Here is a 3,547-nt window from a genome sequence, read left to right as displayed (position 1 = left end):
GGCTCCGCCCCCACACCACCCACACCCCCCCCCCGGCTCCTCCCGGGGGCGCCCCCCCCCCCCCCCCCCGCCCCCCCCCCCCCCCCCCGGCCCCCCCCCCCCCCCCGGGACCGGCAAGCCCGAACAGTCCGCCGCAGAAAGGCAGTCGATGATGAACACCACCGCTGTTGCTGATCCACCCGAAGTGGTTCCGGCCCCGTCCCCGGTCCCGCCGTCGCCGGCACCGCCGCCGATCCCCATCGAGCTGGAGGCCGTCCTGAAGCGGATGCGGTTTCCGTACTTGCGCCGGGCGGCCCCCGAAGTCCTCGCCACCGCCCGATCTCAACGCTGGGACCCTGCCGAAGTGGTCCGAATCCTGCTGGAGGAAGAGATCAAGGGCCGGGACGAGGCGACCCGCCGCAACCACCGCCAGCAGGCCCAGCTCCCGTCGGGCAAGACCTTCGACTCCTGGCGCGACGCCGACTCCTCCATCCCGGCCCCGACCCAGCAGGCCTTGATGACGCTGGAATGGATCGGCCGCGCGGAAAATCTGGCTGTCGCCGGGCCCTCCGGCACGGGCAAAAGCCATCTCGCCGAGGCCCTGGCGAACAAGGCCATCGACGAGGGGCTGAAGGTCTCCTGGTTCACCCTCGAATCGCTCACCGCCCACCTGGGTCGGGCGACCGTCGACAACACCGTCTCCAAGGCCGTCGCGAAGATCACCCGATGCGACCTCATCATCATCGACGACATCGGCATGCTGCCCTCCGGACAGGCCGCCGCCGAAGCGTTCTACCGCGTCATCGACGCCGCCTACGAACGCCGGTCCGTGATCGTCACCTCGAACCTGCACCCCTCAGGCTTCGACTCGATCATGCCCAAGACCCTGGCCACCGCCGCCGTCGACCGGCTCCTGCACCACGCCCACATCGTCCTCACCGAAGGCTCCAGCCTGCGGCTGACCCAGGCCACCACCGGCCGGGGCGTCGTCCCGCTGAACCAGCCAGGCCAGAGCGCGTCTCCTTGACGGTTCGTCGGCTGACCAAAGAGACAGAACCTAGGAGCCCCCGGCCTCCTCGACGTTGGCGACCATCCTGCGCAGCACCTTGAGCGCGGCCACATACTCTTCGTCGCTGATGCCCTCGTGGGCCACGGCGCGCAGCTCGGTCACCAGCTCGCGCAGCCGCACCCTGGCAGCCTCCCCGGCATCGGTGAGCTGCAGGCGCTGCCCGGCGTCGATCCGGAGCCAGCCGCGGTGGAACAGCTGGTCGATGACACGAGCGATCTCATGCGGCCCGTCCGCGAGGGGCGTCAGCTGGATGACGACCTCCTCGCGACTCGGCGCCGCGGGGCCGCCGTTTACCCGGTTGAGCACCCAGTACTGCGGCTGCGTGACGTCGATCCTGGCCATAGCGTCACGCAGATGCCGGGTGACGGCTACGTGGGCGAGGCCACTCCAGTAGCCAATGGGCTGGGTGGCCAGCATGTCGTCGGTGGCGGCCGGATCAGCCGGCGCCTGGTCGGTGGTGATGTCAGTCAGCGGTCCCATGACCGCGACGCTATATCCCCCAACGCTCACACACCCCCATCCGAGGGACGAATAGTCGTACCGGGCAGGGAGGTCAACTGTCCACGCACAAGGATCTGAGATGTCCGCTCACCCGGACGGCCCGCTGTCCGTTGACAGTGCGGCCTGTTGTCCGGTACGGGCCATCTTTCCTGGGCTCAGGCCCTCCGTCGGGTATGTGGGCCGTTGTAGACGAACGGGCTTGCCCAGATCACGTGCTCGTCGTCCCGTCGGCTGCCCGCAATGCCGTACGCGATTCTGCGGAGCAGGCTCCACTCGGCAGCCACTGCGGCGTGACACCCAGGCCAAAAGGCCGTCGACATCGGACTTGGTGAGATGCTGCGCCCCACGGCAGACCGGCCAGCAAGTCATCCCACGTGCCGCTGCGGCGCACGCCGGTCCGAGGAAGGCACACATGACGAGGTTCCAAAGCTCCCACCCGGTCATGCCCATCTCCGGCGGGAGCCGGCTGGTCGCGGTCGGCCGCGCCCTCTTCGCCAAGCTCGCGGACGATCCGGTGGTGAGCGTCGTCGAGCTCCCCGACGGCCTCGGTGTCTGCCTTGTGCACGCCGCCCGCGGCGGCGGCAAGATCTACGTCGCGCCCGACGAGACGGCCCTCTTCGTGGGTTCGGCGGTCGACTTCGAAGCCGGCCTCAAAGCGTTCCGGGACGGCGTGCGCACACCGCTCGAGAAGTTCGACATCGATCGAGGGGAAGCGGACGCCTGATCGCTCCCCCGGTCGCCAGCGCCCAGGGAAGCGGCGTCGGGACGTCGCGGAAGGGATCACAGCAGCCCCCGCGCGGAGGTTCAGGACGGACGTACGCGACGCCTCGGATCCCCCGTCGGCAGGCAGGAAGACGACTGCGGGCCGGGCGCCCGGCGCGGCCCATGGGACACTCGCCCAGACCACCTGAGGAGGAACGCATGTCCCGGTCGTACCCCGAGTTCATCCCCGGCGCTGGAGCGAGCCTGGTGACGAGGAGCGTCCTCGCGGGCGAGAGTCGCGTCCGCTGGGTGCACCGCAAACCCTCCCGGCAGCCGGCCGACAACGGCTGGCGCGTCCTGGGCGACACCGACACGAGCGCATACCTGTCGGACACGGAGAACTGGGTGATCGCCGATTTCAACGAGCTCTGCGCCATCGAGCCAGCCCTCATCGGCATCTACGACTTCCCGATCGGTTCGGACCTCCAGATCGTGCGCGAAGGCCAGGGAATACGCATCGTCGACATCACCTCGGGCCACGAGGTCCCGCGCACCGCGTTCTACGTACCGCCACAGCACCGCGCGGACACGAACCCGGAGCACGGCTCCTGACGACCTGTGGCGGCGGTCGGCAGCGCACGTCGGATCGAGTCGCACCCGCCCGACGTCATCGGGCGCTGCAGGAGTGCCTGACGCCCGGCGAGGACGTCGATGGGGTCCCTGGCCTGACCCCGGTCTGACCCTCGCTCGTGAGAGCCCGTCAAATCGGACATCGCCCGTTGTTCCTGGTCAGCCCGGGTGGGCAAGCCGCCCGTGAGGACGGCTTGCCCAGCAGGAGACGGCTGGGCTCAGGAGCCGAGCGCGGGCGGGTTGCTGTGGTGGCGCAGCCGAGGCCACAAGGGATGTTCGGCGAGGGCGTCGAGCAGGATCGCGGCCACCGATCGGTCGACGGTCCGGATGCGCTTGACCTCGTCGATCACGAAGGGCATTCCCCGGGCCCACAGCTCGCGGGCGGCCGTGTTCATCCGCCGGCTGACGACACCCAGAGCCGTGAGGGCTGGCTTGCCGGTCAGCTCCGGGGAGATGTACTCCGCGATGACCTGCCCCCGGACACCGGGCACGACGCCGTGGGCATCGCTGCTTCGATCGGCTCGGTCGGTGACGCCTACGACAACGCCCTCATGGAGTCCGCGATCGGACGCTTCAAAACCGAGCTGATCAAATCCGGCCGGCCCTGGAGGACACTTTCCCAAGTCGAACTCGCGACGGCCGAGTGGGTCGACTGGTACTGCCACC

The 3,547-nt window shown here is 69.5% G+C and carries 5 protein-coding genes and 1 pseudogene; 4 read left to right on the top strand and 2 right to left on the bottom strand.

Going from position 1 to position 3,547, the window contains the following annotated elements; genetic code table 11:
* The first annotated feature begins 148 nt into the window (after window positions 1-148).
* Window positions 149-1,006, top strand: coding sequence for an IS21-like element helper ATPase IstB (gene istB / locus ACWCQ6_RS36360; protein WP_451096669.1), 858 nt, complete (start codon window positions 149-151; stop codon window positions 1,004-1,006).
* Window positions 1,007-1,036: 30 nt separating this feature from the next.
* On the opposite strand, the gene ACWCQ6_RS36355 is transcribed toward istB, so the two are convergent.
* On the bottom strand, window positions 1,037-1,528 hold the full coding sequence (locus ACWCQ6_RS36355; protein ID WP_451096667.1) for a MarR family winged helix-turn-helix transcriptional regulator: 492 nt from the start codon (window positions 1,526-1,528) through the stop codon (window positions 1,037-1,039).
* Window positions 1,529-1,961: 433 nt separating this feature from the next.
* Here ACWCQ6_RS36355 and ACWCQ6_RS36350 point away from each other — a divergent pair, with 433 nt between their 5' ends.
* Both ACWCQ6_RS36350 and ACWCQ6_RS36345 read left to right on the top strand, forming a co-directional pair.
* Window positions 1,962-2,273, top strand: coding sequence for a hypothetical protein (locus tag ACWCQ6_RS36350; protein ID WP_451096665.1), 312 nt, complete (start codon window positions 1,962-1,964; stop codon window positions 2,271-2,273).
* 197 nt (window positions 2,274-2,470) lie between these two features.
* Window positions 2,471-2,863 (top strand): immunity protein Imm33 domain-containing protein, encoded by a 393-nt coding sequence (locus ACWCQ6_RS36345; protein WP_451096663.1) that lies wholly within the window; start codon window positions 2,471-2,473, stop codon window positions 2,861-2,863.
* A gap of 236 nt (window positions 2,864-3,099) precedes the next feature.
* Here ACWCQ6_RS36345 and ACWCQ6_RS36340 read toward each other — a convergent pair whose 3' ends face one another.
* On the bottom strand, window positions 3,100-3,372 hold the full coding sequence (locus tag ACWCQ6_RS36340; RefSeq protein ID WP_451096661.1) for a hypothetical protein: 273 nt from the start codon (window positions 3,370-3,372) through the stop codon (window positions 3,100-3,102).
* Between the two features lie 9 nt (window positions 3,373-3,381).
* Between ACWCQ6_RS36340 and ACWCQ6_RS36335 the strand changes: the two are divergent.
* A pseudogene (locus ACWCQ6_RS36335) lies at window positions 3,382-3,547 on the top strand (integrase core domain-containing protein); the annotation flags it as partial.

It is taken from the genome of Streptomyces sp. NPDC001880 (assembly GCF_053594575.1).
Note: the sequence above shows the minus strand (reverse complement) of the source record. Positions and strands in the feature narration are given on the sequence as shown.

What these genes read in the sequence shown, in the direction of transcription:
- istB (WP_451096669.1), top strand. Translation starts at nt 149, where the DNA reads ATGATGAACACCACCGCTGTTGCTGATCCACCCGAAGTGGTTCCGGCC.
- ACWCQ6_RS36355 (WP_451096667.1), bottom strand. Translation starts at nt 1,528, where the DNA reads ATGGGACCGCTGACTGACATCACCACCGACCAGGCGCCGGCTGATCCG.
- ACWCQ6_RS36350 (WP_451096665.1), top strand. Translation starts at nt 1,962, where the DNA reads ATGACGAGGTTCCAAAGCTCCCACCCGGTCATGCCCATCTCCGGCGGG.
- ACWCQ6_RS36345 (WP_451096663.1), top strand. Translation starts at nt 2,471, where the DNA reads ATGTCCCGGTCGTACCCCGAGTTCATCCCCGGCGCTGGAGCGAGCCTG.